This window comes from Bacillus sp. FJAT-52991 (assembly GCF_037201805.1).
Lineage (GTDB): Bacteria > Bacillota > Bacilli > Bacillales > Domibacillaceae > Bacillus_CE > Bacillus_CE kandeliae.
In genome coordinates, this window is record NZ_CP147406.1 from 23,392 (window position 1) to 48,192 (window position 24,801).

21 protein-coding genes are annotated in these 24,801 nt (G+C 36.2%); 12 read left to right on the forward strand and 9 right to left on the reverse strand.

The window, feature by feature from the left end; translation table 11 throughout:
- Window positions 1-19: 19 nt before the first annotated feature.
- The 6 genes from WDJ61_RS18785 to WDJ61_RS18810 all read right to left on the reverse strand — a co-directional run bounded on the left by WDJ61_RS18785 (window position 20) and on the right by WDJ61_RS18810 (window position 6,315).
- Entirely contained in the window at window positions 20-205 is a 186-nt protein-coding gene (locus WDJ61_RS18785) for a hypothetical protein (RefSeq protein ID WP_338754915.1), read from the reverse strand.
- A gap of 19 nt (window positions 206-224) precedes the next feature.
- Window positions 225-1,442: an ABC transporter permease gene (locus WDJ61_RS18790; RefSeq protein WP_338754916.1), complete on the reverse strand. Its 1,218-nt coding sequence runs from the start codon at window positions 1,440-1,442 to the stop codon at window positions 225-227.
- A 2-nt stretch (window positions 1,443-1,444) separates the two neighbouring features.
- Complete coding sequence (locus tag WDJ61_RS18795) at window positions 1,445-2,329, reverse strand: ABC transporter ATP-binding protein (RefSeq protein ID WP_338754917.1); 885 nt, start codon at window positions 2,327-2,329, stop codon at window positions 1,445-1,447.
- A 107-nt stretch (window positions 2,330-2,436) separates the two neighbouring features.
- Window positions 2,437-3,912 (reverse strand): S8 family peptidase, encoded by a 1,476-nt coding sequence (locus WDJ61_RS18800; RefSeq protein WP_338754918.1) that lies wholly within the window; start codon window positions 3,910-3,912, stop codon window positions 2,437-2,439.
- On the reverse strand, window positions 3,893-6,049 hold the full coding sequence (locus tag WDJ61_RS18805) for a peptidase domain-containing ABC transporter (RefSeq protein WP_338754919.1): 2,157 nt from the start codon (window positions 6,047-6,049) through the stop codon (window positions 3,893-3,895). The genes WDJ61_RS18800 and WDJ61_RS18805 overlap by 20 nt, the downstream gene beginning before the upstream one ends.
- A gap of 29 nt (window positions 6,050-6,078) precedes the next feature.
- Complete coding sequence (locus tag WDJ61_RS18810; protein WP_338754920.1) at window positions 6,079-6,315, reverse strand: helix-turn-helix transcriptional regulator; 237 nt, start codon at window positions 6,313-6,315, stop codon at window positions 6,079-6,081.
- Between the two features lie 302 nt (window positions 6,316-6,617).
- Here WDJ61_RS18810 and WDJ61_RS18815 point away from each other — a divergent pair, with 302 nt between their 5' ends.
- The gene (locus WDJ61_RS18815; RefSeq protein ID WP_338754921.1) at window positions 6,618-7,559 is read left to right on the forward strand and encodes a polyprenyl synthetase family protein; all 942 of its coding nucleotides are present in this window, start codon (window positions 6,618-6,620) and stop codon (window positions 7,557-7,559) included.
- A 47-nt stretch (window positions 7,560-7,606) separates the two neighbouring features.
- On the opposite strand, the gene WDJ61_RS18820 is transcribed toward WDJ61_RS18815, so the two are convergent.
- Window positions 7,607-7,780, reverse strand: coding sequence for a hypothetical protein (locus WDJ61_RS18820; protein ID WP_338754922.1), 174 nt, complete (start codon window positions 7,778-7,780; stop codon window positions 7,607-7,609).
- A gap of 126 nt (window positions 7,781-7,906) precedes the next feature.
- Here WDJ61_RS18820 and WDJ61_RS18825 point away from each other — a divergent pair, with 126 nt between their 5' ends.
- The gene (locus tag WDJ61_RS18825) at window positions 7,907-10,207 is read left to right on the forward strand and encodes a sensor histidine kinase (RefSeq protein ID WP_338754923.1); all 2,301 of its coding nucleotides are present in this window, start codon (window positions 7,907-7,909) and stop codon (window positions 10,205-10,207) included.
- A gap of 5 nt (window positions 10,208-10,212) precedes the next feature.
- The gene (locus WDJ61_RS18830) at window positions 10,213-10,869 is read left to right on the forward strand and encodes a response regulator transcription factor (RefSeq protein ID WP_338754924.1); all 657 of its coding nucleotides are present in this window, start codon (window positions 10,213-10,215) and stop codon (window positions 10,867-10,869) included.
- Between the two features lie 35 nt (window positions 10,870-10,904).
- On the opposite strand, the gene WDJ61_RS18835 is transcribed toward WDJ61_RS18830, so the two are convergent.
- Window positions 10,905-14,051 (reverse strand): type 2 lanthipeptide synthetase LanM family protein, encoded by a 3,147-nt coding sequence (locus WDJ61_RS18835; protein WP_338754925.1) that lies wholly within the window; start codon window positions 14,049-14,051, stop codon window positions 10,905-10,907.
- A gap of 119 nt (window positions 14,052-14,170) precedes the next feature.
- The gene (locus WDJ61_RS18840; protein WP_338754926.1) at window positions 14,171-14,392 is read right to left on the reverse strand and encodes a mersacidin/lichenicidin family type 2 lantibiotic; all 222 of its coding nucleotides are present in this window, start codon (window positions 14,390-14,392) and stop codon (window positions 14,171-14,173) included.
- A gap of 148 nt (window positions 14,393-14,540) precedes the next feature.
- Here WDJ61_RS18840 and WDJ61_RS18845 point away from each other — a divergent pair, with 148 nt between their 5' ends.
- The 9 genes from WDJ61_RS18845 (at window position 14,541) to WDJ61_RS18885 (ending at window position 23,919) form a co-directional block, all read left to right on the forward strand.
- Window positions 14,541-14,726: a hypothetical protein gene (locus WDJ61_RS18845; RefSeq protein ID WP_338754927.1), complete on the forward strand. Its 186-nt coding sequence runs from the start codon at window positions 14,541-14,543 to the stop codon at window positions 14,724-14,726.
- 169 nt (window positions 14,727-14,895) lie between these two features.
- Entirely contained in the window at window positions 14,896-16,146 is a 1,251-nt protein-coding gene (istA, locus tag WDJ61_RS18850) for an IS21 family transposase (protein ID WP_413789039.1), read from the forward strand.
- Window positions 16,147-16,148: 2 nt separating this feature from the next.
- Window positions 16,149-16,922 carry an IS21-like element helper ATPase IstB gene (istB, locus tag WDJ61_RS18855; protein WP_338752684.1) on the forward strand — a complete coding sequence of 258 codons (774 nt, stop codon included), beginning with the start codon at window positions 16,149-16,151 and terminating at the stop codon, window positions 16,920-16,922.
- A gap of 242 nt (window positions 16,923-17,164) precedes the next feature.
- Window positions 17,165-17,425, forward strand: coding sequence for a hypothetical protein (locus WDJ61_RS18860; RefSeq protein WP_338754928.1), 261 nt, complete (start codon window positions 17,165-17,167; stop codon window positions 17,423-17,425).
- A gap of 750 nt (window positions 17,426-18,175) precedes the next feature.
- Entirely contained in the window at window positions 18,176-18,421 is a 246-nt protein-coding gene (locus tag WDJ61_RS18865; RefSeq protein WP_338754929.1) for a hypothetical protein, read from the forward strand.
- Window positions 18,422-18,574: 153 nt separating this feature from the next.
- Entirely contained in the window at window positions 18,575-21,532 is a 2,958-nt protein-coding gene (locus WDJ61_RS18870; protein ID WP_338754957.1) for a DNRLRE domain-containing protein, read from the forward strand.
- Between the two features lie 125 nt (window positions 21,533-21,657).
- A complete protein-coding gene (locus tag WDJ61_RS18875; protein ID WP_338754930.1) occupies window positions 21,658-22,971 on the forward strand; it encodes an RHS repeat-associated core domain-containing protein in 1,314 nt (437 codons plus the stop codon).
- 11 nt (window positions 22,972-22,982) lie between these two features.
- Window positions 22,983-23,552, forward strand: a complete 570-nt coding sequence (locus WDJ61_RS18880) for a hypothetical protein (protein ID WP_338754931.1) — start codon at window positions 22,983-22,985, stop codon at window positions 23,550-23,552.
- A 142-nt stretch (window positions 23,553-23,694) separates the two neighbouring features.
- Window positions 23,695-23,919 carry a hypothetical protein gene (locus tag WDJ61_RS18885; protein WP_338754932.1) on the forward strand — a complete coding sequence of 75 codons (225 nt, stop codon included), beginning with the start codon at window positions 23,695-23,697 and terminating at the stop codon, window positions 23,917-23,919.
- Window positions 23,920-24,801: the final 882 nt, after the last annotated feature.

The window sequence follows — 24,801 nt, forward strand, 5'->3', positions numbered from 1 at the left end:
AATTGGGCTTTTTTTATACTTACGGCAGCATTCTTTTATGTTCAGTAGCTAAGGCATAGGAATGGTATAGGCTTTCATTCTTGTCCTTTGATGCCCCCTGAATGAGCTTCATTTCATCATCGGTTAATTCTTTTATAGATGATTGTATATGTTCATTTTGATCCCATGATTTTAATTTTCGCCGCGATTGAAAAAAGAACTTCATTTTTTGATGCCTCCTATCATTAATGATTTTTAAGTAATTGCCCAAATGTTAATCGCTGATCGGTTTTGAGAACGCCTTTCGGGTATATTTTCGCCGCTAATAAGGAGAAGAGTGCGATACTTACTAGCATGGACCCGATAGAGAGTATTATTTCGAGTGGCGAGACCACTTCGTTTACAATTCTAACCATTAAACTAATGGGAGCTGTAAATGGAATATACGATGTAATTCTAGCTGTTGCTCCTTCTGGATGGTCAATAACAAAGAACATCTCAACCACTAAACTGGCCATTAAAATAATGGTAATAGGCAGTGTGCTACTAGATAATTCCTCAGGCCGGCTTGCCATGGACCCAATGACGGCAAATAGTGCTGCGTAAATAAAGTAGCCGAGGATAAAGAATAGTAAAAAGTATATAGTGTAGGAAACAGTCAGCATATTCATCAGTGTGTCGGCAAGACTGCCTTCCTCAATGTTAAAAATCTCTATTCTAGCCAGCAAGATCGTACTAGCAAAGAATATAAATAGTTGTGTTAGACTAGCCAAACCGATACCGAGTATTTTGCCAAACATCATCGGAACAGGGGAGATCTTCGTAATCATAACCTCCATGATTCTCGATGATTTCTCCGATGTGATAGCTGTCGCTACGTTATTTCCATATGTGGTAATGGCTAAGAACATAATACCGATTAACAAATAGACCATGAGAAACGAATTGGAGTCCGTATCCCGAAGTGATTGCATCGTTGGTTCAATTTGAATCGACAGCATATTTGCTGCATCCGGATCTATATTTTTCTCAGCAATAATTTGTTGGAAGTAAAGATTTTGCACAAAAGCTTTCATACTTTGAACAAGTAAAGGATCATCTTTTTCCATATAGTAATCCAATTGGATGGATGATGGATTGGATCCATTTTTTAAGACAAACAATCCATCAAGTTTATTATTTGCAATTTTTTCTTTATAGTTTTCAAAATGAGAGGGGTTCCCAAGTCGAAAGGCGTGATTGGATGGAAAGGTATCTAGTTGTTGCTGACTTATTTGAAAATCATCTTTCGCGATGAAAACATAGTTTTTGGCTTTCTCTTCATCTGAAAACTTCTCCATTAAACTTGGGAAGGCTAAAATGAATGCCCCAATAAAAATTAAAAGGATGGTCATCCACACATATGACTTGGATCGCACAGCTTGAAGATATGTTTGTTGCAGTATAATCCCAAAGCTTCTCATATTTACGCCCCCGTTTTTTCGATAAAGATTTGATGTAGGCTAGGCTCCCTTAGAGAAAGACTTCGAACGCCATACAGCCGTTCTATTTCTTGTATGAGCTTTAATGGTGCCTGATCTTTTGTCAGTTTAATGGAGTAACCCTGGTTCTTTCGTTCATATATATAATCTTTTTTATCTAAAATTGGATCTAGGTCTTCATCAGACTGTATATCTAAATAACGATAACCATAGCTTTTCTTAATGTCCGATAGAGACCCCGATAACACCTTTATTCCGTTTTTCATGATGCATATCTCTTCGCAAAAGGTCTCCACGCTGTCCATTTGATGACTGCAAAATATAATTGTTTTACGCTTTTTTATTAAATCTTTGACCACATCCTTAAGCATTTCAGCGTTTACAGGATCCAAGCCGCTGAAAGGTTCATCTAAAATGATGAAATCCGGATCATGAATCAGACAGCTGATTAGCTGCACCTTCTGTTGATTTCCCTTTGATAGTTCCTCTGTTTTCTTTTTGATATAAGGGGTCATTTCTAACCTTTCTAACCAGTTTAATGCTTGTTTTTTTGCAATTTTTGAAGGAACGCCCTCTAATTTGGCCAGAAAAACCAATTGTTCAACAACATTCATCTTTGGATAAAGGCCTCTTTCTTCTGGAAGATAGCCGATTAATAGTTCTTTTTTAGAGAATGGGCGTTCATTCCAGAGAATAGAACCGCTATCTGGTTTGATAATATCTAAGATCATCCGAATAGTGGTGGTTTTGCCAGCACCATTTCGTCCAAGCATTCCTAAAATATTTCCCTCTTCAAGTTTAATGTTTAAGTTATTAACTGCTTGGTAACTTCCGAACGATTTGTTTAATCCTTGAATTTCAAAGCTCATTTTATACACCCTTTCTTAGTATTTAATGAAGTAAATGATCGCTATACCAACCAACACGCCTGCAACCGTCATTAGTAAAGACTTCCATTTCATTTTGCTTCCCTCCGTTATCGTTTAATGACAAGATCTAAAGAATTTTTAGCATTCACAATTCCGTTTCCTAGTTTCCTTTTTGTTTCGTTTCCTTTAACTGTTCCTCCATATAAGTATCGTTTTACTGTATTTGGAGAAGGTTTTTTTCCATATTTCTCTTGATATTCAACTATGATTAAGGCTGCTGTAGCTGAAACTTTAGGTGCTGCTAGGCTTGTGCCGATCATAAATTCATAACCAGGAGCAAACCCTAAATATTTTCCAATTTCCGATTGTGGCAGTGTCGTAGGATAAGTGGTCAAAGTCATATACTCCAATTCAACTTTTTGGTGATCGGCAAAGTTTGGTCCGTAGTCCCCAGCAGGAGCCGCAATATCAACATTGGTGCCATAATTAGAATAATAGGCTAATTGATCATTTAGGTTAGTTGCGGATACCGTGACTACATTCGATAATCCGCCAGGCATATGAAGCTGGAGATCGTTTTTTAATCCCATTTGTTCAGCAAGTTTCATAGGGTTTGTTATGTCGTATCCGTCTGTGCCAGACGAAGCTACTAATAAGCTGCCTTTCTTATTTGCATAGAAGATGGCGCGTTTATAGGAAAGATAGGTTGCACGGTCTTCCTTGTTTTTCATTGACTTGTACGTTCCTAAGCTTAGATTAATTATGTCCATATCATCATTGGCGGCTTCAATAATTGCTTTGATGATCCAGCTTGAGTCGGCTGAATATCCTTGAAATACCTTATAAGGTACAATTCCAACCTCTGGAGATATCCCTTTAATGTTTCCGTTAGCCGCAATTGATCCGGCTACCATCGTTCCGTGGCCAATTTCATCTGTTATGGAAGAAACCCCTGGAACAAGAGATTTTCCTGGGCTGACAATATTATCTTTAAGATCGGGGTGATGAACATCCACTCCACTATCAACGATGCCTATTTTCACATTGTGATTGCCTTTTTCAATTAAGTAGCTTGCACCATCAGAAGTGACCTTTTTTATATCCCATCTCCAAGCGTCATAGATGTTACTACCTTCATTGGATGGCAAGAGCATTCTACTTTGAACATGGTTTGATTTTGTCAATTGTGATAATGGTTGACTCATTACACTAGGTGTTCCAAATTCCTTAAGGGTGATGGTTTGTTCCTTGTTCCCTCCTTCAATCATATTTTTATATTTGCTGTTAACGTATTTTTGAGCTTGATCTAACAACTCATAATCTTCACTTGCAATCGTCATTGTATTGATTTCATTGATGGGATCTATTTTTAGTTGCGGATACTTGTTTTTTAAATCTTCCATCATTTTTTGAGTGTTTTCATCTTCTTTTAAAGCAAAAACGTAGGAGTCTGGAGCGCTGTTATTTGAGCTATCGTCTGCATATGCTGTTGAACTTATTCCCGCCAACGTTAGAGCAATAATCAAATAAATACTGAATATCGTTCTTACAGTCATGCGTGTTTTATAACACCACTTTCTCATGATTTTTCTCCTTTATTTGTTGAGTTCTGGTTAATTTGTAATAGTATCCTTGCTGATCTAATAATTCATCATGGGTTCCAGTCTCTACTATTTCTCCTTGGTGCATCACAACAATACGATCTGCATTTTTAATTGTACTGAGCCGGTGAGCGATAATAATTTGGGTGCAAGGCAATCTAGATAAATGTTCAGCAATGATCTTCTCTGAAAGTGTATCTAAGGCGCTTGTTGCTTCATCCAATAATAAAATGGACGGCTTTGATGCTAGTGCTCTTGCTAAAATAAGCCTCTGCCGTTGTCCTCCTGAAAAGTTAATGCCAAATTCAGAGACAGTAGTAGAATACTGAAGGGGCAGCTGCATGATTTCCTCATGAATATTTGCTTGATGGGCCGCTTCTAATATGTCCTCATCGATGACATTCTGTCTGTCAGAAGCAATATTTTCGGCAATTGTTTTATTAAACAGCCGCGCTTCTTGAAACACAACCCCTATCGATTTTCTCAAAAACCGCAAATTGAACTTATTGCTCTCCATTCCATCGAATAGGATAGATCCTTCACTAGGTGTATATAATCCTAGTAAAAGTTTAACAAGAGTACTCTTCCCTGCCCCAGAGGATCCCACTATGGCTAGCCTTTCCCCAGGGTTCACCTCAAAGGAGAGATTTTTAACTGTGTAGTTGCTAAAATGGTTATGTTTGTAAGAGATATTTTTGAATTCAACTTTTCCTTTAATTGGTGCACTAAATACAGATTGTCCATTTCTCCTTTCAGATTTCGCATGCATAACATCGTAGATTCTTTGGATATACGACCCGAGGTAGATTAGTTCTCCATAGCCATTACCAATAGAAATAATGGGGGTAATAAAGGAGAGAGCTAATGAGCTAAAACCTAGTACATCTCCAAGAGACATATTTCCTGAAATGATCGGCTTCCCGCTCAACCATAAAAGATAAATTGGCAATATAAATTGAACAGAAGCCGCAATTGTATTGATCAAAGATGTCCATATTGCTCTTTTTTCGGCATGCATTAGTTGCAAGTTGAATTTTTCAAACCAATCACTGTAAACTTGATTTTCTAATCCCATCACTTTTACATCGCTAATCCCATTAATGCTTTCTGATAATATTCTTTGAACTTGTGATTGAGCAGAAATTTCTTTATCAGCAAGTTTTCTAGAAACAGAAGTGCTGAAGACTAATATCGCAAAGATACTTATTCCAATAACCAAAACAACTCCTGTCATTTTTAATGAATATTGGGTCATTACGATTAAATATGTGATAAGTAATATCCCATCAATTAAAAATGTAATGGCCTTGGTAGAAAGAATTTGTCTGATATATACATTGGAATTAGCCCGAAATAGCAGCTCCCCTGTGGACCTATTTTCAAAAAAACTGTAAGTGAGATTTAATAATTTATCGATAAATTGGGTCATCAGCGATTTATCGATGGCTGTTTGTAATTTGGCGATTAAAAATCCCCTTAGTGCCGAAAAGATCAGATAACTAAACAAAAGGATCAGGATGCTGTAGCCAATTGCTGTTAAATATCCATCATTCTTTGGAACAATTACTTGGTCTGTGATCCAACTTGTTAGCCAAGGGATGACTAAAGCAAAACCTTGTATGAGCAAAGAGGTTAACACAATGGACGCAATTAACGGCTTTTTCCCTAGAACAAAAGAGAGAAAGAAACGGGTATGAGACCCCCCTTTTTTCTTCTCAAAGGATTCAGTTGGAGTCATGACTAACACAAACCCTGAATATTTCGCTTGTAGATCATTTAATGGAATCTTAGTTCTTCCAGAGGCCGGATCTACAATAACAGCAAATTTATTCCCAATCTTCTCCAACACAACGTAATGTTTATTTTCCCAGTGAATAATAGCCGGCAAAAGAATGTTTTTTAAATCATCAACACTGGCCTTATAACCTTTCACATCGAGATTATAGCTTTTTCCTATATCCATTATTTGGAATAATGAGGTTCCGCCTTTTGGAACTCCATATCTCTCTCTCAACTCAGAAAGAGAGACATGATTTCCGTGGAACGATAAAATCATACATAATGAGGCTAAACCGCATTCACTATGCTCCATTTGTTCAATAAATGGAACTCTTCTCATAATCACCCTCTCCTTGCTTGTTACAATTATTAATTCATAATTTGTTCTTGGTGAAGATCAATTTGAAAGGCTATTAGTCCAAGAGTATAAGCAGCGATCCCAATTTGTACGCGTGAAGAAATGTTTAGCTTTTTTTTGATGGAAAATATGATTTCCCCCACTCTGCGCCTGCTAATAAATAATTTCCTTGAGATCTCAATATCTTTAAATCCCTCAGCTACCAAAGCGGCTACTTCAACCTCTCGCTCACTTAATAGATCTTTCACTTACACCTCTCCTCCCTTAATGTTGTGGTTTTGCTTATTAACATCATATCTCGATATCGGCAAGTATTAACCGACATCCAAACAGGGAAAACCGCAATGTTTTTTTGTTGAAATACAAAAAACTGCAATTTCTGATGGTCCATTGATATGTCGCTACGCTGAATTTTGTTTGCAAAAAATTGAAGGGAAAATTAACCTGATATCGAAATACTAGAAAATACAGGAACTCCCTTTTTGGTTTTAAGCGGGTAAAATGAAGGATTATTAAAATAATTCGAGTATGGGCTGAAGGGGTGGATGGTTTGAAACCATTATTGGAGAATCAATGGCGTCAATGTATGATCGATCAAGCAAGCTCATTAATTGATCGTTATTTTTCTGAGGAAGATTTAAAGTTCTATGCATTAAATTATGTTGATTACAAATTTAACCAATCAATAAATTTTGCTCAGTTTACGAAGATTCATTACGATATTTTCTGTAATTCATTTAACAAGGAAGAAGAAATCAGCTTATTAACTATAGTTGAATTGATCTTATTAGCCTCCGATATCATGGACGATATACAGGATGGAGATGCCGCAGGCCATCCTTGGGCTGATGTTAGCGTTGGGCAAAATTTAAATATTATAATTGGCTTATTATTTGCTTGTCTAGAACATATTGAGGGTATGCAAATAGCTGATTTTGTTAAAGGATGGATTCGATCAGAAGTTCATCGCAGTACCCTCGGCTCTATTAATGGGCAGTATATTGATTTATCCAATAATGTCTCCTCCGAATCGGAGTATCTGTCCATGGTTTCTTTAAAGTCAGGCTCTTTAATCCAGATGGCTTGTTTGCTGGGGGCAGGTTGTGTAGATGAAAATACTCAGAAGATGATAAAAACTTATTCTAGGTACTTGGGGATTATTGCACAAATAAGAAATGATGCTAATGATATGATCCATGGTTCCGTTAAAAATGACATCATTAATAAGAAAAAAACGCTTCCTGTTTTATATTATTTACAACTTCAGAAACCTCAATTTCAAATAGTAAAAGAGTATTATCTAGGAAGCCAGCCATATAGTGAGTTGACTAGCCATGAGATTTCAGAGCTGCAAAAAATCCTTATTTATGGAGGTGCCGTAGAATATTGTAAGGTGATGGAGCAACTTTACCTCTATAAATATAAAGAGTGTATTCATTCTTTAAATATTGGAAGCCATGAAAAAGAGAGACTGCTTAATATTAAAATTTAAAATTTCTGTTTGAATGAATCATGAGGATCTCTCTTCTTTCGGGAATTTTATTTCCATGTGTCCGCAGCTTGTAGCATTGGGTTATTTTCTAAAGAAGTAAAGGTGTTGATAATTACATTTAATTCTGATTGGGAAACTCCTTCACAAAGTTTTGAAGCAGATTGACTCCATTCATGAATATTTGGGTTTGTTAATAATTGTTCAACGATTTCCATAATCATTGTTTATCCCACCTTTGGTATTTGATGTTTTAATTATACTGGACAACCTACAAGTAATTTCCACAATGTCTCTTGTAATTACCGCAAAGTATTTTTGTAATTTTCTGAAAGGAAACTCAAGAAGTCATGGTTATAAAAAATAGAAAAGTCATGGCTATTTTTATCTTCACTGTCTATATAGCCCTGCATATATATTTGATTATTCAGATTGTTCAGCCCTTTAGTGGAATCACGATATCGATGGACCGGCACCAAAACGTTATTGTTGAACAGATCGACAAGGATGGATGGGTTCACGATACGAATATTTCAAAAGGAGATATTGTGAAAAAGATTGAAGGGAAGGAAGTAAAAGGGCTTGATGATCAGAAAAGACTGGAACATGCTGAGGACTTAACGATTGAACATAATAATAAAATCACCCGTTACACGGCACCAGATATAAAGTTTTCAAATTTCTTGAAGGAACTCTATATGCCGGAGATTTTTACAATCTTGATTTTGCTTTTATCGATTCTCATTTATCAGAAACATAATTCCACTGCTAATTTCTTAATGAGTTTTCTGATGATGTCCTCTTTAAGCCTTTTAACATCTAATGTTTCTGGGCATAAGGATGTAGGAGCTAGCCTTATTTTAATTTTTTCCTTTCAACTCGGAGTGCTTAGCTTTTTTTGCTTTATCTACTCGACTTTTTTAGAAAAGGACCTCATCCGAAAAAAGCCATCAGTGATCTTAACGATAAATATTATTTTTGGTATTTTCATCATTTTGCTCAATATATACGACTTGTTAATAAAAGATTTGCCAAGTTTATTAACGGACAATTTAATGTTAGTCCATTTCTCTTTAAATATTGTTTATTCCATTGGATTCTTAATCTATCTATATATAAAGAAACGTGATTCTTCTCATGAACCATTTCTTAAATGGATGTTAGTCATTCCAACTATTGCGTTTGTGCCTTTTATCTTTTTACATGCGATTCCTTACATATTAGGACTGCCCATTTTACCTGATGATATTGCAGCTTTATTTCTTTTTGCCATTCCAATAGGCTACTCCTATTTGATCTTAACAAAGCAGCTTTTGGACATTAATTTTATTTTGAATCGGATCCGATATTATACCTTTTTGTCCTTGGTGCCAACGATTATTATTTCTTTTGTGGTCAGTGGGACGGTGAATTATGACAGTAATTTATTTAGCCGTTTTTTACAGAACTTTTTCTTAATCTTCACGTTAAATGTTATCTTTTTACTGCTGAAAGAAAAGATTGATTATTCTTTTCGAAATCAGCTTTTTAGGGACAAAACAAATCTAACTCAAAGCATTGACCAATTTACGCAAAAATTATCTGCCGTTATGAAGGAAGAGGAATTAGAAAGACTTTTAGTGAATGAAGTTGTGTCTGTTTTAAATCCATCGGTCATCGCTTTTGTTGAATATGATTCCGACACTTTTCAATATACGACAAGGGTCTTTCATGGCAATGAAGAGTTGTTTACTCTTCATAAGCACCAGGAATGGCTGATTCAAAGTGATACGAGTGGGGATTTATTGAAATACACTGATTCACTTGGAATTCGCCTTTATAATAAGGATCAGAAAATGGTCTATATTTGGGTGGGGCATAAAAGAAACCATACAAGCTTCAATATTAATGAGAAGACCTGGACAACCACGATCGTAAAATATGTGCGCCTTGTTTATGAAAACTTACATGCTGTTAGCGACTTGATTCAGTCATTACAGCAACAAGACATTGAGGATCGCCCTGCATCGGTTTCTCTATCCCGCTTTTTATTTCAATTAGCTGAAACGGAAAGAAGAAGGCTAGCTTCAGATTTACACGACTCCGCTCTGCAGGATCAAATTGTTTGGTACCGTAAATTGGAACATTTGATTCAAGATAATCAAGACATCCCAAGTGATGTACAGGAGCAATTAATAAAGGTTAAAAACGGAATGGTGGATGTGATTAAACAAATTCGGAGCACTTGCAATGAATTAAGGCCAAACCTCTTATTAGAGGGGGGACTGATTCAATCATTAAAAGAATTATTTTCCCAGTTCCAAATGCGAGTTAAATACCATCTGGATTATGAATTTGATAATATTTCAGAAACGTTTGAGGACTATAATACAAAATTATCAATCTATCGTGTCTTTCAAGAACTCCTTAATAATGCTGATAAGCATTCGAAAGCTACCCATGTATCCGTCAGTATGTGGGAAGATGATCAAATGATTTATATTGACTATCGTGACAATGGGAAAGGTTTTGATATGCAATCACCATATATTAAGAAGAATCATATGGGATTATCAGTTTTAAAGGAAAGAATCTTTAGCTTAAACGGAGAAGTAGAGTTTGTCTCCAGCAAAGGAAAAGGGCTGCAAGTTCATATTACAATACCGAGGTGACCAAATTGATACGCGTTTTGATTGTGGATGACCACCAACTGGTGGGAGAAGGAACGAAAAATATGATTGAGCAGGAACAAAATTTCGATGTCACATACCTTATGGATATTGATAACGTGATTAATAGAAGTCGGGAAGAGCCATTTGATATTTACTTATTGGATATGAATATGCCGGATTGTTCCGGTCTTGAACTTACCCAAAGAATTTTTAAATTTCACAAAGGCGCCAAAATCATTCTTTATACAGGCTTTGAATATACATCTCAATTTAATTTATTAATTGACTCAGGAGTTAGCGGAATTATCAGCAAATCTGCTTCTAAACAGGAGCTTCTGATGGCGATTCATGCTGTATTAAATGGATATACCCTTATTCCTATCTCATTATTAAGTCAATTAAGACTCTCAGATGTTACAGTTCAAACTACAAGCACCAGCACGAAGAAACAAACTAATGTTTCTGTCACTCAGAAAGAGTTAGAGATACTTGAAGGGATTTCAAAAGGGAGAGGGAATAAGGAAATTGCTGAAGAATTATTTATGAGTGTTCGGGCGGTGGAATATAATTTAACAAAAATCTACAAAAAGTTTAAAGTCAATTCTCGATCAGAAGCTTTAGCTGAAGCCGTACGAATGGGAATTATTAATGTAAATCTATAAGAAAAAGGCGGGGACTATTGCCCGCCTTTTTGGTATTAGGCATTTTCTAAAGTTAACACGGAAGGGATATGATTTGGATTCCGTAATCTTAATAATTGAAAGCCAATTCCCGAGATTCCAACGAATAAACCAAGAGAATCTATATTAGATGGACTATCTACCTGATATCTTTTTATATTTTTTATCGAACCAATGACTTGTTTTCCGATGGATCTTGCTTTCCATAATAGCTGATCATCGTTATATTGTTTCGACGCTAATAAATATAATTCGGTATCTCCCATATTGCCATGACACAAGTTATGATTGTTTTTGAAGCCGAAGTTTTCTACATTATTTATGGCAGTCTCAATTTCCCAATCAAAAAGGTGATCATCGCGGTATTTTTTCATGAGTAAGCGGCTAATACCGATACCAGTAGAACCATGTGTCCATTGATGAAGATATTGTTCCTTTTTCTTTCTCAAATCCAGCCATGCCTTTTGATTAGGGTTAAATAGAGACCGGTCGTATGAAATGGCTTGATTAGCGAAATGGAGATATTCTTTTTGAGAGGCTGCTTCGCCTGCTCTCCATAAAGCCGCAGCGATTCCGGTTGTACCATGAGAAAAACCACCTAAATATGTTTGGGTATGCCTGTTTTTCCATGCAACTCCGCGTGAGGTGTCATCGCCATGTTTTATTAAGTGTTGGCTGTACAAATGCATAATCTCAAGATACTCCGAATCTCCTGTACTTTCATATAGATTCAATAAAAGGTGCACGATCCCTGCAGATCCACTTAATAAATCAAACTCCAGATCTTCTTCGACTCTTTGCCTTAAAGTTATTTTTGCCTTCTCAATAAAGGCTGTATATTCACTTTTCGGACTTAATTTTTGAAAATGGAGAAGTGCATATAAAACAGATAATTCCCCGAAAAACGCTGAAACTAATCCTTTTGAGTGAACGAACGGATGAATCGCGGATTGCATGGCTGCATGCGCCGTTTCTAAATATCGTTCTTCTTTTGTTTCCTCGTGCAAATATAATAAAAATAAGGCTACCCCGCTAAGCCCGTCATAAAGGCTTTGCTTCATTGGTGCTACGAACCAATGATCGTTTAGTATATTAATGTTCAACCAAGAGGCATTTTGTTTGTTGTCTGAGAATGTTACTCCGTTCACTAGAATATCTCCGATTTTTTGGGCTTCCTTAAGAAAACTTTCTTGATGATCAAAAGGTTCTGTGGAAAAATGATGTGCCTTTGCTCTTTTAATTTCGAAATAGGCATGTCTGTTGCCTTCAATCGATAATATTAACCAGTTCGTTTGGTCCTCTTTTTCTTGATGTGTAAGATTTTTAATTTTGTTAATGACTTTCTGGTAACCACTTTCTTGAAAAAAGTCTGTTATCTGCTCTCCGTAACTGTTATATAAGTGACACGAATCAACAAAGCTTGTAAAGTAAGGCACATCCCTTTGTAAGAGATCACTGATCTCGTGTTTCACAATTCGTTTATCTAAATAAGGATACTGCCACATTCTTTCAAATAACTTCTCTACATAAATGGCATCACGCATGTAATCCGGATGTGTTGATTCAAGCAGAAAATGCGCGTATTGTTGTGTCGCCCTGCCAATAATTCTAGTTTTTAATCCTTTAAATAGCGAGAGAGGTCCATCCTCACGAACAAGGCGTTCTTTATTGTCTAAAAAGAATTGCATCATTTCTTCAAATCCCGCAACGATATCGGACAGGTAGTCATGCGGCTGAACCAGGACTCCATTTAACAAAGGCAAGTTAGAAGCTCCTTGACTTTTAGCTTCTTTTAAAGAGTAGACCATATTATCCGTATTCACTTGATCTAGACCTAGAACTTTAAAAGGCAAGACTTGTTCTTTCCCATTTAAAGCACTGAAATCTAATCCTTTTCCATCCGAATTTTGAAACAAACTTTGAGGAAGAAGGCCAGTGCCAATTACGGAATCCGCCTGCTTGTATTTCAATTTAATTTCAGAGCTATCCGGAAAATCCAGTGTCGGATACTGGTGAAAAATCGTTTCTAAATCAATGACATATGGATATTCGCCGTGTGCAATCAGATTTTCAAAATGCATATCGGCACCATTCAATAAATACATTAGGCCAGCGAGGCTGCCAAAGCGGAAATAAAAACGGCTAACTTCCTCCTTTGACATACACCCCTTTGGAGTAATTCTTTGCTCCCATCCATACTCGCCTGAATCAATTATTTTATAGGTTGGTAAGGATAAGGACTGGTTTTCTCTAGAGATCCATCTAACTAATTGATTATAGGTTGATGCAATCGCTAACGGCTTAGGTTTATACATAATTTCTTTTTCATTTTCAAATACAAGTTTCATAACTGTATTCCCTCTTTGATGGGTATCACCTTGGCCGATATTTATTTCAAGCAGTGCTTCTGCATCAATAGCAAACTCGTTTTTTAAGACAGACCAATCCTTTTCTAATCTGAGTAGCAATGTTTGGATATTGTCTAAAAAATAATCAGTTCTTGTTATTAAAAATCTCGTAAGAACAGCATATTCCTTATAAAATTCTAGTAAACTGTAAAAATTTCTTGCCTTTTGAGCAACAAAAGATTTAAATCGGTCTTCCGGTGTTTCACCAACCAATTCTTCCCGTAATTTTGATACATTTAGCTCCAATATCAAAGACCTTGATGCTATATTCAATAATTCTTCTGCGAGGGACAATAGCAGCTTTTGTTTGATCTGTTCTAAGTGGAATGGGACGGATTTTAAACGAAGTTGCATAGATTCGATTATAATTGCTGATGCGTATACGATGAAGGGATAAACAAATTCAACTAATTGGAATTCTTCTTCATTTAAATCTTTATTTTTTAATAGTTCCAATCCTAATTCTAATATTGAAAAATTTATATTTTTCAAAGGTCCATGGTATAACTCTGCATTTTCATCTTTAATTGGACAAATGAGTGCTTCAAACATTTCCTCATTATAACCATCATATTTAAGTCTTTGGGAAAAGTTATTTTCTTTTCCTTTGTGCAAATCTTCTTTCCATTTACTTACATTGAAAAATTCTTTATGATTCATTGTTGGATTCTTTTCATTAGATAAAACCTGGTATCTTTCATGTAAGAATAATGAATGAATAAAATCTTCACTTTTTATCATCGTTTCAACTGTCATTGCGCTGATTCTCCCCTCTTAAAAATATTGCTAATGTTTCAAAGACCATTGAACTATTAACAATATTTTTAATTAATAAGAGGCAGCTAGAATTTAACTGCCTCTTAAAGAAATTTAATTTAGCAAATTTTGATTGAAGTTGTAAGACCAATGATCACTCCCAAACATAATGGAGTGGTCTCAGGTTTTACGTCAGACGCTCCTTGGATCGAAGCTAATTCTTCATCGCTTAATTCAGCTAATGCCTTTCCAGATGGGTGAGAAAGTACTTCATCAAATTTTTGACGAACATCTTGATTCTTCCATGCATTGATAATTTCCTCTCTAGTTACCTTTGCCATTTCAATCATCCTTCCTTCGTTTTTAATTTTTTATTTTTCTTGATGTCCTGTTGCTTATGTCTATACTATATAGAGAATTTTTCTTTCTTTGCACTTCGCAAAATTGCATAATTTAAAAAATTCAAAAAATAATAGAGAAGGAAGTTTTATGATCGATATTAATAAAATGATTGAAGGGATCATGAAGGAGAAGAAACCAAAGAAAAAGCAAGTCGGCTTATATTTAGATGAAGACGTTTTAGATAAGATCGGTGATCAGGGAAGGAAAGGAGCCAAATCTGAGTTTGTAAATAGGGTATTAAGGCAGGTTTTAAAGGAGAATGGTGTTCTTTAAATACTGTATCGTGAAATATAAAGTTGATATGGATTATTTCTAGCACTATAAAAGCAGTAGCCATGCGCTATGTGAATACCGGTGTTAAAATCCTCAATAATAACGGTTTAAAATTCCCCAGTTATCACAGATAATCTATTTCGATTAGAGATAGATTGGAAGTGTAGGAATGACGTTATTGTTGGAGGATTTTTTGATGATTCGAGAATTGAAACAGAAAGGCTGGGCCATAAGTGCTATCGCCAGGGAAACTGGATTTGATCGAAAAACGGTGAGGAATTATATCAATGCTGAAAGTTCACCTCAATCAAAGCCGCGTGCCAAGCGACCAAGCAAACTAGATCCATACAAGCCTTATTTGTTGGAACGTATCAAAGAAGGCACGACCAATTGTGCTGTACTGATTGAGGAAATTCGTGCGATGGGGTATCAAGGCAAAAGTACGATCCTTCGAGATTTTGTTCAACCGTACCGAGAAGCCCCCAAGAAACAAGCAACCGTGCGGTTTGAAACAGCTCCAGGACGACAAGCGCAAGTGGATTGGGCAGAAGATATTGGTGAATTTATGGTTAATGGGGAAAAACGATCGCTTTATGCCTTCATCATGATCTTAAGTTATTCCCGTAAACGCTATATTGAATTTACAACCGATATGACACAAGAAACCTTGATGAAATGTCATATGAACGCTTTTAGTTATTTTTATGGGATGCCGCAACAGTTGCTTTACGATAATATGCGTACTGTGGTCACCAAACATAGCTTGAAGCAAATTCGTTTCAACAAAAAATTCGAGGATTTCCTCAACTACTACGGGATTATCCCTAAAGCCTGTAAGCCCTACAGGGCTCAAACAAAAGGAAAAGTAGAACGAGCAGTTGCTTATTTAAAAACGAATTTTTTGAAGCGTCGTCTACCTGAAACATTAGAAGAACTGAATTATGAAGTACGAAAATGGCTAGATGAGGTTGTCCATAAAAAAAGAAACCAAACTACGCAACAAACACCGAATGAACGATTTGAGGAAGAGCGAGGATTATTACTTGCGTGGAATATAAAACCTTTATACCCTATTCAACAATGGGAACTCCGGGAAGTGAGTAAGGATTGCTTGATTTCATATAAAGGGAATCAATATTCTGTCCCTTATCGATTTGTCGGACAGCGTTTAAAGATTCGGGAAAACGATGAAGCCATACTAGAAATTTATGATGAACACGAGTGTATAGCCACACATCCAGTGATCGATGGAAAGCGTCAAATGACGCTAGAAAGTAGCCATTACAGTGGTTTACCTGGAACAAAAAAAGAGCAGGAAATGAATCTAAATGGTTTGGCGACCCCAGATTCTCCTACTCCAACATCCAATGTCGTCCATCGATCATTGGCTGAATACGCTGCCCTCGAGGAAGGTGATTAATTGTGTACTCATTACTCGAAGAACGCTTAAAAGTGTTAGGTTGGCAGCAAACGGCACATCAACTAGATTCATTAGTTGAAAGTGCTTCTGCCAATAATGTATCATATTTTGACTTTCTTGACACGCTTGTGAAGCAAGAATGGGAGCAGCGAGAAGCTCAAGCACTCACAAAGCGCATACAAAAAGCAAGATTTCCCTATAGCAAAACGATTCATGATTTTGATTTTAGCTTTCAACCAAGTATTAGCGAGCAACGCGTAAAAGAAACGCTCACATGTCGCTTTATTGCGAATGGGGAAAATCGCTTGATCTTAGGACCGCCAGGTGTCGGGAAAACCCATTTAGCCATTGGTTTTGGCTTAGAAGCACTCGCAAAAGGCTATCATGTGTTATTTATGACAGCGGATGACTTAGGTGAACAATGCCAAAAAGCAGCTAAAAAAGGAACGATGAATTACTTAATCAATCGTCTCTGTAAACCGGACTTAATTATTCTGGATGAGGTCGGCTATTTTTCGTTTGATACTTTAACAGCTAATCTATTTTTTCAAGTGGTTTCAAAGCGTTATGAAAAAGGTGCGATGATCATTACATCGAATAAATCCTATGTAGAATGGGGAAAAACTTTCGGTGATGATGTACTGGCGACGGCGATTCTGGACCGTCTCCTCCATCACTCCGTTACGTTTAATATTAAAGGTGATTCATATCGCATGGAGGAAAAGAAAAAAGCTGGGATCTTCCCAACTCCTCCAGCGATAGAATCGGAAAAGTGAGGATTTTTATTCCGGCATTTTTGGGGAATTTTACGCCGGTATTGACACGCTACTGCTTTTATAGTGCTTACTAAGGTATTTACATGGTATAAAATTAGTGTTTTTGCATTAAATAGAAATATGAAAACTTTTAAAGTTTTAATTCTTAAAAAGTTAAATCTGTAAAAGATTAAAACATTAATACATTTAGTGAGATCAGGGTGCATTTCATCAACATTTAAAGTGAAGGGGAGAAGCAAAAGATGGTCAAAATAGATTTGAGAAACAAAAAAGAACGATCAGATAAAAAAATTAATGTCAATCCAGCTTTAGATCAAGATACTCACTGTAAGCTAAAAAAGTTATCTGTCAGCTGCGATGTATCGAAAACAAAAATGGCAGAAATGATATTAAAAATGGCTTTAAATCATCCGAGTATTATTCAATATTTTCAGGAGCAATACAATAAAGACCCACAGTATCGAGTAATCCCTGTGAAAAAAGGAAATCACATCACTTATTAGTCTTCTTTATTTTGCCTTCCAAAACTTTTCATATCGTTTCATATTCTTTGAGATGCTCATCCAGTTTTTATGACATTTAGGGCAGCGCCCATGGATGGTCTGTTTTTTGATCTCTTTCTTGCAGTCTTGGCATTTTGTCACTTTCATCCCTCTCTTCTGTTTTTGATAGTAGTATCATCATTTCCGATGAAGAAGGAGTCTATACTTCTAATTACTAAACTCATAGAAAAAGCCCTTTTGATGTAACTCAAGAACCGCTAAATGGTATCTAAGCTACATTCAAAGGGCTTTTATTCCTCTTTATTTAACCTGGATGTCCCCTAACCAAAGGTAGTCAATACAAAGCAATTCCTAGAAATCCAGTTTGCTCATATTTTTCTCTCATTTGATCAATAAGCACCTTAACTTTCGCTTGATTCCATCGAATCTTGATTAATAAAATCCATATTTTAAATTCAATTTATATTAATGGATGGTTATCCATTAATTACATGGTGAACCGCGTTTAAAATAATAAAATAGCCCCATTTTTATATAATAACTTAACATTATACTATTTTTATATTTATTCATGCAACTAATGAGCTCTTTAACGTGTGAAATACATATTACTCAATACTCGGTTAGAGGTTGATCACTGCTTTACGTCCTGTCAAAAGTATGGTCTAAGTAGTTAGCTTGTATACATCGCTGCTCAAGTGGGTGTGAATAAATGCAATTTTTTTGATAAATAGAAATGGAGGAGAACGTTTGAAGAAAATGATAGCGAAACTTTTGGTTTTTTCTATGTTTTGCAGTATTTTGCCTATGAATCCAGTGGCAGCTGAACATCCAAAAGAAACCAAAAAGCCAACACCTGTTGTACAGAAAAAAAAGAAAGAATTGATCGAAAAACGAACGGAAATCTCGAAAACGTATCAAAATCCAGATGGAACGCTGACAACGGAGATTTCTCCATCACCGCTCCATTATAAAGATCCTTCTTCAAAACAATGAAAAGAGATTGATAACACGCTTGAAGTAGATTCCACATCGGATACGATCTCAAATGCGGCAAATACATTTGATGTTGATTTCTCGAAAGAATGGTCACAAAATAAGACAGCGGTTGAAGTAGAAGAAGGGGATACATCAATTTCTTTGACTCCAGTGCCAACGGATAAAAAAGGAAAAGCGCCCAATCATGCTTCTGCCAAAGTCAATAAAAACAGTGTTACCTATCAGGAAGCATTCGATGATACTGACTTAACGTATACTGTAGGGAACCAAAAGGTGAAAGAAGATATCCTTTTAAAGGAAAAGCCACAGCCAGATGAAGTCATTTCCTACTCTTTTGCTATTGATTTAAAAGGATTGACGTATCAGGTTGAAGAAGATGGTCGAGTGTTATTTAAAGATAAAAAAACGAAAAAACCTCTTTACTACTTAGAGAAGCCGTATATGTATGATTCATTTACACCTGAAGGGTTTGTCAGTTTTTCAGATACTTCTATTCCAGAAGGAGCTACGTCCTATGATGTAGACATGAATATCCGGAAGAAAGGACATCAACTTCTTGTTGATATTATCCCGGATCAGAAGTGGATACTAGATGACAGTCGTGTCTATCCTGTCACCATTGACCCAACCATTGCGAAGTATCAGCCGGTTACGGAATTGATCGATACAAATATTCGCAGTGCGAGCCCTACTCAAACGGGTGGCGCCGATTTGGAACTTGGAGCTGGACTTCATAAGAATTCAACCACAACTAATGTGATCCGCTCTTTATTAAAATTTGATATACCTGATTTTCCAGCGGGAGTCCGAGTTCTTGATGCAGAGTTAAATTTATGGGCTTCTTCCGTATGGAATGATACACCTGTCCAGCTAGATCTTTATCCGATGGCCAGCGACTGGCAGGAAAACTATGCGACATGGAATCGCCGGACTTCTTCCGCTCTGTGGACTACTAACGGAGGGGATTATCATCCAACTAAGTTTTCTTCTCAAAATGTTGGAGCATTAGGCAGTACTTTGGAGGACAATCATTATAAATGGTCTATTACACCATCTTATATGGAACAAATCTTAGCATCACCCAATCAAAGTCTTGGATTCTTACTAAAGTCTGCTTCAGAAGGAACAGCTTCTTATAAAAAGTTTTATTCCGGAGATAACCTAAATTATGCAGGCTATTCACCTTTACTTACGATTACTTACGTATCCAACAGTCGTCTTGGCCTAGAAGATTACTGGACATATAATGAGCAGGAATTAGCAGATGGACAAGCTTATGTCAATTTGGGAACGGGAAATGGAGTTGTTCAGTTTACTGATTTTGATATTAGCGGCCGCGGTAGCTCTGGTATTTCATTTGAACGAACGTATAATACAAAAGCTTCCGAAGTAGATGCCTTTGGACGAGGCTGGTCGTTTACCGGTTCGGAAAGCATAACGGAAATGACAGCCGATAAAACGATCACTTATACCGACCGAGACGGCACCGTTCATGTTTTTCCTTACAATGCAACTACAGGAACATATCAGTCGCCAGCTGGAACGTACTTAACCCTTATAAAGGATGGAACAGATGGTTATAAACTGACTGACAAATACGGAAATGTGTCCCGTTTTAAAAAGATTGCTCAAGATCCCGAAACATCTGGCTATACGGTAGCCAAATTAGAATATGAACAAGACCGTAATGGCAATACAACTGCCTACACCTATGATACGAAAGGAAATGTAAGGAGTATTACAGATGCTTCTGGTCGTGTTATGACCATTAGTTATGACCCTTGGGGCATTTCTAGTGTTACATTTGAAGGCAAAAAAGTAACCTATCATTATACGTATGAAGGACAATTAAAAGAAGTACGAAAGTATAAGGATTCAACCAATTACGTATCCACATTCTTTGCTTATTATCCTGATGGAAAAATGGAAAAAATTGTGGATGCAAACGAAAAAGTCACCAAGCTTAATTATGAAAACGGGTTTATCCACTCCATTGAACAACCGTCCACAACAGGAGAAACCATCCCTGTCACAGAATATGCTTATAATATTGCAACCTATACATCAGAAGTGACTGATCCAGAGGGTGGTGTCACTAAATATAAAATGAATGACAACTATGTAATACAGTCCATTACAGACCCATTAGGTGATACCGTTGAATACATGGAAATGGATGCGAACTTTAATCCGAAAAAAATAAAGGATGCGGAAGGAAACACTACTAACAATCTGTATGATTCAAAAGGTAATGTGTTAGAAGAAAAAGATCCAAAAGGTAACACAACGACGTATACGTATGACGAGTATAGCAACATGAAAACGATGACCGATGCTAAGGGTACAACGACGTATATATATAATACAAAAGGGGATCTTATTAGCATTAAAGATCCAGCTGGTCATTTAACGCAGTATGAATACGATGAGTATGGAAACAAAACATCGACCATCTTCCCTGACGGATCGAAAGAATTTTATACGTATGATCAGTTAAATAACTATCAGAAAACGGCTGTCGATCCTTTAGGACGGACAACTGTAACACTGACTGATGCTTTTGGAAATGTAACAAGTATAAAAGAGCCGAAAGGAAATACTACCTCTTTCACCTATGATCAGCGCCAGCTATTGACATCTGTAAAAGATGCCAAAAACGATGTAACGTCTTATGGATATGATGAAAATGGAAACATGACGACAATAACTAATGCGGCTGGTAAAATCGTTAATCTGACATATAATGATCAGAATCAGGTTACATCCCGAAAAGAGCCTATGGGGGAAACTACATTCATGTCATATGATGAAAATGGGAATGTAGTATCTATTAGAAAGCCAGTGGATGAAGGGAAAATAGTAACTATTCAAAATGAATATGATGCGGTTAACCAGCTAAAAGCTGTCTTGACTGACGGAATGAAAAAATGGTCCTATGATTATGATGGCAATGGCAATGTAAAGCAAGTGACAGATGAAACAACTCAGCAGACAAAAGTGATGGAATATGATGAAAATGGCAATTTGGAAAAAGAGACAAAGGGAAGCCAATCGATCACTTATGGCTACAATGGAGTGAACGAGCTTACTTCTGCCAAACAATTGTAGAGCAGTCATATGGAATAAATACAAATGGACAACTAGAAAAAGTATCTCGTAATGGTAGCGAACAAGTAGATCAGAAATATACAAAAAATGGCCTATTGGATATTTTGACTTATGCGAACGGCGTTGTGGCTGATCCAGAATATGACGCAGCTCAGCAACTGAAGACGCTATCCATAAAGCGAGGAACATCTAACCTATTATCTGAGTCATTTGATTACGATGAAAATGGAAATATCAAAGAGACCACCTCTTCTCAAGGAAATCGCTCTTACACATATGATGAGCTAAATCAATTGCGAAGTGAGACTCTTCCTGATGGTACAATAGAATCCTATGAATATGATGCTGTTGGTAATCGGTTGAAAAAAACAGCAGATAAAAATGGACAGAGTGAAACAACAACGTATACCTATAACGATAATAACCAATTGACAGCGGTGAACGGACAATCGTATACGTATGACAAAAGCGGCAACCGTAAGCGGGACAATCGCTTTATTTATGAGTATGATGCATTTAATGAGTTAACAATGATTAAAAATCTTTCTGGACAGGTAATCGCAACCTATAAATATGATGAACAAGGTCGCCGGGTTAGCAAAACGGTGAATGGAAAGACAACCAATTATCATTATGACCAAGGGATTCAAGTTCTATTTGAAACAGACGACAACGGTACAATTACAGCAGAATACAGTTACGATCAAAGTGGATTCCCCTTGACAATGACAAAAAATGGTCAGACATACTATTATGTATTAAACGGCCATAAAGACGTTGTGGCATTAACTGATGCGTCTGGAAATGTCGTAGCTTCTTATAAGTACGATGCATGGGGAAATGTCCTATCGCAAAGCGGTGAAATAGCAGAAAGCAATCCTTATCGTTATGCAGGTTATCGATATGATGAGGAGAGCAATCTGTATTACTTAATAGCTAGATACTATCAAGCTTCTGAAGGTGTTTTCTTATCTAGAGATCCAGATGCTGGCGATATTAACGATTCCAAAACTCTAAATGGTTATAACTACGCTAATAATAATCCGATAATGAATTATGATCCTGATGGACATCTCGCTAGAGCCGTAGCACAAATTTTAGCGTCAATAGCATCTGTAGCAATGAAAAAGTTATTTGATTATGGAGAAGAGAAAGCAAAAAAATATCTTAAAAAACACTTGATTCCTCAGATTAAAAAAATAACAAAACACTTCAAGGTTATATGGAACAAAAAGGATCATTTGATATATGTGTATGATCCCACAATAAAAGGAAGCAGTGGAAGACTATTTGCAATAGAGAAGGGGCCAGCAATGTATAAGAATAATAAAACCGGAAAGAAGAAAAAGATGTCTGGTTATTGGCATTATCACATTGGTCCAACCGGACACTATCAACCTAGCTGGGCTGCTCCGAGAGGTTATACAATTATTAAATGAGCAGGTGTAAAATGAAAAAGAATATAACTATCACTGATGGAGATTTATGTATATTGGAGCATATACATTTAAATTTTAAAGATTTCTCATCATGGGACTTTCTTACAGACGGAACGTATCCCGATGGAACGAGCGATATAGAAGAATTAACAAGAGCTTTCTTAGATTCTATGTTAACACCTCCTTTCTTTATCGTATTTGAAGAATACCCTGAATTGAAGAGTAAAATTGAATCCCAATTGCAAGAGAATGAAATTGAATACCATATAATGGAAGTGGCATTCGATATTGTCTGTATAAAAATAGGCAGGAAAGAGCAATATTCTTTGGTGTTGTCTTTGTTAGATTATACTTTAGAGATTCATATACTCGCAGGTAATGAATTACAATTAGAAGATGTCATTCCTGTAGTGAGTCATGAAGGTGCTATACAGTATGACCTAATAGACATAGAACGTTTGCATACGTTTGTTTATATAATGGAATTTGGTATCCAATACTGTACCCGTGATAATCAACTTGATCAAAAGAAGTTAGCTGATTTTTCCTTAGCAGGATTTCATCTAATGGAACAAATATGATCTGAAGGATAGTTTTATCAGTATATGGGTACAAGATAGGATAGACAGTATCCATATGATCCATTATTCAAGTAACAACCCAATTATGAATATGGATCCAAACGGACATTACTCTGTTAAAAAGTACTCATGGGGAATCAAATTGAGATTGTCGTCTAAAGAGGTAGGAAAACTAGTTGGTTCAATAGAAGCAGGATATGCTGGGTCTTCAGCAGTGGCGTATGTGGTTTATAGAATGGTCCCGAAAGCTTGGTATTCTTTATTTACTGCTGTATCGATTAGTGCTCTAAAAATAGCTGATAGAGTTGGTAAGCCGGGAATTACATTATATGTTTACTATACGCGCCCGATATATTTTTTACCTTAATGATAAACTCAATTAGGAGTTAATTAAATGAAAAAGTTAGAAAAATTCTATATTTTCCTCTTATGTCTTCTTTTAATAATAGTTATGTGTAACGTAGTAATTGTAAAAGGAAAAATTATAGGTGATTATTTAGATCTTCTTTTCATAATAATTGTGTTGTTAATCGGCTTTTTTATGATTATTAGAAAAAAATGAAAACCTATGTAAGATTGATTAATTAGATGGATAAGGGACAGGTACCTTGTCTTTTTACGATGACAATGGAAACATAACAGAGGTCACTTCTTCCCAAGGAAACCGTTCTTACACCTATGATAAGCTGAATCAGCTGAAAAGCTAGATGCTACCGGATGGCATCTTATGAATATGATGCAGGGGGGGGGACCGGACGAAAAAAACAACAGTAAAAATGGACAAAGTTTGTGGCTATTTTAACGGATGTTTTTCTTATAATAAGAGCAAGAAGCAAAAAAGTTACTAAATAAATAGAAGCATTTGCTGATAAAGAGTGTCATGTACTATTTATATTTAGTTTGGTATCTGACACTTTCTTTTTAATAACTATGAGGTTTTTGTACGAGAGTATAAAATATTTTGTGTAAATGAATAGAACGCCAAAAAAGAAAGACCTTTTTTTGGGTAGAATTGAGTTAACACACGTAATGGTCAACCAAATGTAGACGTTAAGTCGAATTGGTTCATACGCAATTTTGGTGAACAAGCACGAGGGGTTTGTGTAATCCTTTGTTTTACTTTAACGGTGTTTTATAACTATTTTATCCAAAGTAACTTAATATATCAAAAGTTACATTGAATCCCCCAACAAAACTGCATTTTCTCCAGTTTTGTGATAAGATCAAGATATCGAAAAATAAGTTACAT

What these genes read in the sequence shown, in the direction of transcription:
- WDJ61_RS18785 (WP_338754915.1), bottom strand. Translation starts at nt 205, where the DNA reads ATGAAGTTCTTTTTTCAATCGCGGCGAAAATTAAAATCATGGGATCAA.
- WDJ61_RS18790 (WP_338754916.1), bottom strand. Translation starts at nt 1,442, where the DNA reads ATGAGAAGCTTTGGGATTATACTGCAACAAACATATCTTCAAGCTGTG.
- WDJ61_RS18795 (WP_338754917.1), bottom strand. Translation starts at nt 2,329, where the DNA reads ATGAGCTTTGAAATTCAAGGATTAAACAAATCGTTCGGAAGTTACCAA.
- WDJ61_RS18800 (WP_338754918.1), bottom strand. Translation starts at nt 3,912, where the DNA reads ATGAGAAAGTGGTGTTATAAAACACGCATGACTGTAAGAACGATATTC.
- WDJ61_RS18805 (WP_338754919.1), bottom strand. Translation starts at nt 6,049, where the DNA reads ATGAGAAGAGTTCCATTTATTGAACAAATGGAGCATAGTGAATGCGGT.
- WDJ61_RS18820 (WP_338754922.1), bottom strand. Translation starts at nt 7,780, where the DNA reads ATGATTATGGAAATCGTTGAACAATTATTAACAAACCCAAATATTCAT.
- WDJ61_RS18825 (WP_338754923.1), top strand. Translation starts at nt 7,907, where the DNA reads ATGGTTATAAAAAATAGAAAAGTCATGGCTATTTTTATCTTCACTGTC.
- WDJ61_RS18835 (WP_338754925.1), bottom strand. Translation starts at nt 14,051, where the DNA reads ATGACAGTTGAAACGATGATAAAAAGTGAAGATTTTATTCATTCATTA.
- WDJ61_RS18840 (WP_338754926.1), bottom strand. Translation starts at nt 14,392, where the DNA reads ATGGCAAAGGTAACTAGAGAGGAAATTATCAATGCATGGAAGAATCAA.
- WDJ61_RS18845 (WP_338754927.1), top strand. Translation starts at nt 14,541, where the DNA reads ATGATCGATATTAATAAAATGATTGAAGGGATCATGAAGGAGAAGAAA.
- istA (WP_413789039.1), top strand. Translation starts at nt 14,896, where the DNA reads ATGACGTTATTGTTGGAGGATTTTTTGATGATTCGAGAATTGAAACAG.
- WDJ61_RS18860 (WP_338754928.1), top strand. Translation starts at nt 17,165, where the DNA reads ATGGTCAAAATAGATTTGAGAAACAAAAAAGAACGATCAGATAAAAAA.
- WDJ61_RS18880 (WP_338754931.1), top strand. Translation starts at nt 22,983, where the DNA reads ATGAAAAAGAATATAACTATCACTGATGGAGATTTATGTATATTGGAG.